The sequence below is a fragment of the Prevotella sp. HCN-7019 genome, from assembly GCF_037890215.1.
Taxonomy (GTDB): Bacteria; Bacteroidota; Bacteroidia; order Bacteroidales; family Bacteroidaceae; genus Prevotella.
Genome location: NZ_JBBKBO010000020.1, coordinates 1 through 6,068, shown reverse-complemented (window position 1 = coordinate 6,068; position 6,068 = coordinate 1). Strand labels below are relative to the sequence as shown.

At 37.2% G+C, this 6,068-nt stretch carries 6 protein-coding genes and 1 pseudogene; 5 read left to right on the top strand and 2 right to left on the bottom strand.

From position 1 onward, the window contains the following. Window positions 1-161 precede the first annotated feature (161 nt). The 3 genes from WKT13_RS13205 (at window position 162) to WKT13_RS13195 (ending at window position 1,293) form a co-directional block, all read left to right on the top strand. On the top strand, window positions 162-500 hold the full coding sequence (locus tag WKT13_RS13205) for a hypothetical protein (RefSeq protein ID WP_340324221.1): 339 nt from the start codon (window positions 162-164) through the stop codon (window positions 498-500). A 78-nt stretch (window positions 501-578) separates the two neighbouring features. Then, a complete protein-coding gene (locus WKT13_RS13200) occupies window positions 579-824 on the top strand; it encodes a hypothetical protein (protein WP_340324220.1) in 246 nt (81 codons plus the stop codon). Between the two features lie 82 nt (window positions 825-906). Continuing rightward, complete coding sequence (locus tag WKT13_RS13195; protein WP_340324219.1) at window positions 907-1,293, top strand: hypothetical protein; 387 nt, start codon at window positions 907-909, stop codon at window positions 1,291-1,293. A gap of 95 nt (window positions 1,294-1,388) precedes the next feature. Here WKT13_RS13195 and WKT13_RS13190 read toward each other — a convergent pair whose 3' ends face one another. After that, window positions 1,389-2,216 (bottom strand): nucleotidyl transferase AbiEii/AbiGii toxin family protein, encoded by an 828-nt coding sequence (locus WKT13_RS13190; RefSeq protein ID WP_013616411.1) that lies wholly within the window; start codon window positions 2,214-2,216, stop codon window positions 1,389-1,391. Beyond that, complete coding sequence (locus WKT13_RS13185; protein ID WP_340324218.1) at window positions 2,213-2,839, bottom strand: type IV toxin-antitoxin system AbiEi family antitoxin domain-containing protein; 627 nt, start codon at window positions 2,837-2,839, stop codon at window positions 2,213-2,215. The genes WKT13_RS13190 and WKT13_RS13185 overlap by 4 nt, the downstream gene beginning before the upstream one ends. Before the next feature lie 895 nt (window positions 2,840-3,734). Between WKT13_RS13185 and WKT13_RS13180 the strand changes: the two are divergent. Both WKT13_RS13180 and WKT13_RS13175 read left to right on the top strand, forming a co-directional pair. Then, window positions 3,735-4,646: pseudogene (locus WKT13_RS13180) on the top strand (helix-turn-helix domain-containing protein). Between the two features lie 99 nt (window positions 4,647-4,745). Further along, window positions 4,746-5,771, top strand: coding sequence for a site-specific integrase (locus tag WKT13_RS13175; protein ID WP_340324217.1), 1,026 nt, complete (start codon window positions 4,746-4,748; stop codon window positions 5,769-5,771). The last annotated feature ends 297 nt before the right edge of the window (window positions 5,772-6,068 follow it).

Sequence of the window (6,068 nt, the reverse complement as noted above, 5' to 3'; positions counted from 1 at the left end):
GACATAGTGGTAATCGTTTAAATGTTATAATTGGTCACTATAAATTTAATACTTTTTTCGCTATGTTCCTATTTACTAGTAGATTATATTAGATCTTATATCGAACTCACGTTAGTTACATTTTTGTGCTATATTAGCACTACAATCAAAAATAGAGTGATATGGAAGTTCCTTTTATTTATGGAAAAATCACTACTGGAAAAGATTTTTGTGATCGTGAGAAAGAAACGACTTACTTGGTCCAGTACTTCACATCGTTAATCAATACCATTATTATCTCTCCTCGCGGCTGGGGTAAAAGTTCGCTTGTAAATAAGGCTGCAAAGTTAGCAATGGCGCAGGACTGTAACCTCCGAATCTGTCATATCGACCTTTTCAATGTACGTAACGAGGAGCATTTCTATTCACTGCTCGCCCAGAAAGTAATTGCCGCCACTTCCACAAAATGGGAGGAAGCAATCGAGAGCGCGAAGAGTTTCTTTTCACACCTTGTTCCCTAGATTTCAATCGGTACAGACCATACTAACGAGGTTTCAATCGACTTTGATTGGGAGGAGGTAAAGCGCAACCCTGATGAAGTGCTCGATCTTGCTGAAAAGATTGCCAAGAAGAAGGGCCTGAAAATCGTTATTTGCATAGATGAGTTCCAAAATATCGCAGAATTTACAGACCCAGACTATTTCCAGAAAAAATTGCGTTCATATTGGCAGCTGCATCAAAGTGTGGCCTATTGTCTTTATGGTAGCAAGCGCCACATGATGATGGAAGTGTTTACCGACTCATCCAAACCCTTCTACAAGTTCGGCAATCTGATGTCTCAATAAAATTGACACGCCTTGCCTTGTAGAATTTTTCAAGAGTCGTTTCGCTGATACCGGCAAAAACATCGACGATGAAGCAAGCCATTTGATTGCAAAGCTCGTAGATAATCATCCATACTACGCACAGCAGTTGGCACAGCTTTCATGGCTCAGAACAAAGGATGTATGTACCGTTGAGATCGTACGTGAGGCGCACACAGCATTGGTGGAGCAGTTAAGTCTGTTGTTTGTAACAATTACCGAAACACTGACCACACAGCAACTAAACTACCTCAAGGTTCTTATAGCTGGAGAAAAGGCCATTAGTTCGACCGAAGTGATGCATCGCTATCAAATCTCTTCAACGACCTCAATATCCCGTTCAAAGGCTGCCCTTATCAAGAATGATATATTGGATAATAAGGCCGGTGAAATCTCGTTCCAGGATCCGATTTATGCCTACTGGTTGAAGACTGAGTACTTTGCAAAATAATAAGACTATGAATAAGTGTAACCGTACTTGGATTGCTTTCGCCAATAAGAAAAAATACCTTAGGCTTTATTTCTTGAATAAAGCTTAATGTTGTATTATCCTATTCTTACCATCCCTGCCAACTGCACGAAATAATCATTTGACCAAATATCAAGTTCTTTTGGATTGCGGACGAAAGGCAATACATCTTCTTTCACTTGTTTTATATCAGCTGAAGAGAGACGCTCAATGAGTTTCTCCTTGAATAACTCTGGAGTGATATCCTCATTGTTGAACTGCTTGCATCGTTCTGCCAAATGAGCAAAATCAAGTGGAACATTATGGCGTACATACCATTCAAAGTCGTACCAATCACGACCTTTTACTCTGTTCTTCCACGCACGATATACTAAGGCGTGCATCTTGCCTGCAAACAAGTCGGGAAGTGTAAAACAACGGGTCATAAATGAATATGGCTGAAGCAATAGCTTCTGTTCCGTCTTGAAGTTCAACGGTGGGCAAGTATCTACTTCTATCTTTATCTTTATAGATTTCTCTGTCTGGAAAGTCACATCATACACATCGGTATTATCTTTAAGAAATGCCGATTCGACCTTTCCGAAATTCCTCTTGTCTTTTTTCTTTATTTCAACCTCACGGCCTACCATTGTGAAAGCATCAACGATAGCAGGAAAGTATTTCGTAAAATCGAACTTATCATCTTGCGTAAGCAATGAAAAATCCATATCCTCACTGAAACGCTGTAAGCCATGAAAGATTCTCAAGCAAGTTCCACCATAGAAAGCCGCCGACTCAAAAAAGCCTCCGGCATACAAGCCAGCAAGTATCACTTGTTGGTTCACTTCAAATATAGCGTTTCTCTTCTGTTGCTCTGTTGTTAAATCATAACGGGAGAGCATATTGTCGAATATTTCATTTTTCATCGTCTTAAGAATTTTAAAAGTGTCGAAATTGAATCGGCCTTTTTGCCAACTTTTATGTAGTCTTCGAATATGGTTTTATCCATCTTATTGAACTCATCCATATCCATACGAATATCCTGTTCAAGATATGTTTCCACATCTTTCATATAGCGAAGATTGACCTGCGAGGAATTGGCAATCAAATCACACAAAGCCTTTTCCGGTGATGCAATAAGAAAAGCATAATTATCCTTATACATACTCCTTACTCCTATTGGAAATGCTATTTTTGAGATATGTTTGTAGTCATAACAGCCGACCGGAGTTTGAAAGCTACGCGAATGCTTTACCGTCATTGATTGATGAACATATACAGCCTCGGGGATAAGTCCATAATATCGTAGTGCAGTAGACATTGAAATATACGAAGGTGTATAGAGATGATTGGCTATCAACTCACTCGATAGGGTCTTTCTTGAATGTTTGGGGTTAGCCACATAAAGTCCCCGCTTCAGTCTGATGATAAATCCTTGCTTCTCAAGCCAGGTCACTTTTTTATTCGCAGACTTAAGTTCCGGGTATAACGATTCGATGATTGAAGTCGTTACAGGAATAGTTCCTATTTCAGTTAATTGTCTATCCATACTGCAAATATAGCAATAATTTGAACAATAAAAGAAATGAAACTTCCTTTTCTGTTCAAATTATTACTACTTAAACAATCTTAAGAAATAGCGACCGCTGCCACATAAGGCTGTTGTTTGTAACAATCACCGAAACACTGACCACACAGTAATTGAACTATCTCAAAGCCCTTATAGCCGTAGAAAAGACCATCAGTTCGACCGAAGTGATGCATCGCTATCAAATCGCTTCAACGACCTCAATATCCTGTTCAAAGGCTGCCCTTATCAAGAATGTTACATTGAATAATAAGGCAGATGCAATCTCATTCCAAGACCCGATTTATACCTATTGGTTAAAGACTGAGTACTTCGCAAAATAATCATAATGTCCCCTCCTTTTCAGAGCCATTTTTGTACCTTTTCTCATCAAAAAACGGCATTTTTCACAAGTTTTTGTACCGCACATTTTGATATTCAAGAAATTACACTTACTTTTACTTTCCAAAATGGAGGTACAAGCCGAGAATGGTGCTAAAAATCACTAACTTACACATTCTCAGATACTTGCCAACCTGCTGGTTGTACCTTTTAGAGTGCTATACTATTGATAATCAACGATGTACACATACTGCATCGGCAAGTAACTACCTGATTATCAATGAGTTAAATTGATTATAATCGATTAATATGGCGCTCTTTACGGGGCGCCTTTTTTGTTGCTCTACTGTCAATATTAGTCATTTATAAGCTTTGTACATCATCTTTTTGTACCGTTTTTGTACCACGAAGCAAAATTCCGGCATTTTACGCTGGACAGGTTGTGGAGAAAGTTGACTATGGTTTACTAAGATTTACGATAGTTGACACATAACGGGAGAAATAAAGCGAAATAAACATTTAAAATTTGAGTAATATGCCAGCAAGTAACACTAAAATTAAAAAGATTTGCGAATGATGTGGAACACGATTCGAAGCACAAAAAATAAGTACAAAGTACTGCTCTCACAGGTGTGCAAATTTAGCTTACAAAAAAAGAGAAAGAGAGAAAAACATTAAGGCTACTGAAAAGAATACTCAAAATAGGATTGAGGAACTACCTATCATCACAATTAAGGATAAAGAGTTTCTATCTTTCTCAGAGGTTGGAATTCTTTTAGGTATTACCAGACAAGCAGTCTATAAGATGGTCTATAAAGGATACCTTCAAGCTTCAAAAATTAGCAGTAGATTATCTTTCGTCAAACGCTCTGATATAGATGAGATGTTAAAACGGCATCCTTATGAATTTAGAATGCCCAAGGACACTCTACCTATCAAAGAATTTTATACTACAGCCGAAATAATGAAAAAATTCAATGTAAGTGAATCATGGATTTTTGTTATGTCTAAGAAGAATAAAATTCCAAAGACATTCAACCGTGGTAAGACTTACTGGAGTAAAAAGCATGTTGATGCTTATTTTTCCTCGAAGGCTCCAGATGCAGACATTACAGAATGGTACAGTGTGCAAGAAGTTCAGGACAAATTTCAAATGAGCCTTAACGCTATATACTCTTTTGTTTATAAAAATGCCATTCCGAAAAAGAAAGTTGGTACTACCGTATATTATTCAAAAAAGCACTTCGATATAGCTAAGGGAATACGTCAGGCTGAAGAACCCAAATACTACACCGTTCAAGAGGCTATGGAAAAATTCAAAATAACAAGAGACCAGCTATACCATTATACCAAGTATCATCAAATTCCCAAGATTAAGAAGGGAAAGTATACTCTTATATCCAAAGCTGAGCTCGATAATTTGTTCGAAGATCCTATCATTGAATAATCCTGGTATAAGTTATTTTCCGGTGTGAGTATTCACCAAGAAAACACCAGTTTAATTTGTACCGATAATAATAATTTATCAACCAAAAACATTAATCTTATGGCACTTACATGTACTAACGTAATATTGAAACAAAGAGTTATCAGTAACGGCAGAATTTCTCTCTACCTGGACTATTATCCGGCTATTCGCAATCCGTACACAATGAAAATGAGTCGCAGGGAATATCTTGGCATTTATATCTATGCCCGTCCTAAAAATGAGATTGAACGTGATTTCAACAATGAGATGCTGAGTAAGGCTGAAGCCATTCGTTGTATCAGAGTACAGGCAATCGTCAATGAAGAATTTGGATTTCTTGACAAGCACAAAATGAAAGCTGACTTCCTTGCCTATTTTCGTGAAAAAGCAAAACTGAAGTATCACAAATGGGACTGCGTTTACCAGCATTTTGAAAAGTTTGTAAACGGCTATTGCACTTTCGGAGATGTAACGGTGGAGCTTTGTCAGAAGTTTAGGCAATATCTACTGAACTGTAAACAGATCCGTCATCCTAATATCAGTGTTTCGAAGAATTCGGCAGCTGGCTATTTTTCAACTTTCCGTGCATTACTGAAAATAGCTTATCAAGAGAAGATGCTACGTGAAAATCTGAATGACTTCATAGACAAGATTGAATGGAAAGAAGTCAAAAAGCAGTATCTCACATTAGCAGAAGTCAAGAAACTGGCCGCTACACCATGCAAGATTCCTGTACTGAAACAAGCTTCATTATTCTCTTGTATGACCGGTCTTCGTATCAGTGATATTTTACAACTAACATGGGATAATATTGAAGTCGGTCCTGACAATGGTTATTACATCAGAATTTGTACGGAAAAAACAGAAACGGAAGCGACTCTCCCCATCAGTAACGAGGCATTGGAACTATGTGGTATCCCTGGTTCTGGTCGTGTATTTAAAGGACTGACCAGAGCTATGACGAATCAGCCTCTCAAGCAATGGATTTCGGAAGCCGGAATCAAAAAACACATAACCTTCCATCTTGCAAGACATATAATTTACTCTTACTTATTGAGAATAAGAAATTTACAAGATTTATTTTTTAGACAGGTAACGGTTTAGTAACGAGTAGACTTCTTCACCCCCCTGCTTTTGCATAAAATAAAAGAACACTTATTTCAGAATCAAAGATAGAGAAATTCTCTATCATAGCAAATAATATACTGAGAAAAATCTCGTGAAATAACGGATGCAAGATTATCAATTTATATAAATGTTAACACAACAAACTTCATTTTGTATATCCTTCAATCTATCTTGGCCTAATTTTAATTTTTTACCATTAACAACAACATAGTTTTTTCCTAATTCACTTATATGGAATACAATTCTTGCTAATAGTAATCATTTTATTTAGGA

Coding starts and splice junctions, on each gene's coding strand:
- WKT13_RS13185 (WP_340324218.1), bottom strand. CDS start 2,839: ATGGATAGACAATTAACTGAAATAGGAACTATTCCTGTAACGACTTCA.
- WKT13_RS13175 (WP_340324217.1), top strand. CDS start 4,746: ATGGCACTTACATGTACTAACGTAATATTGAAACAAAGAGTTATCAGT.
- WKT13_RS13190 (WP_013616411.1), bottom strand. CDS start 2,216: ATGAAAAATGAAATATTCGACAATATGCTCTCCCGTTATGATTTAACA.
- WKT13_RS13205 (WP_340324221.1), top strand. CDS start 162: ATGGAAGTTCCTTTTATTTATGGAAAAATCACTACTGGAAAAGATTTT.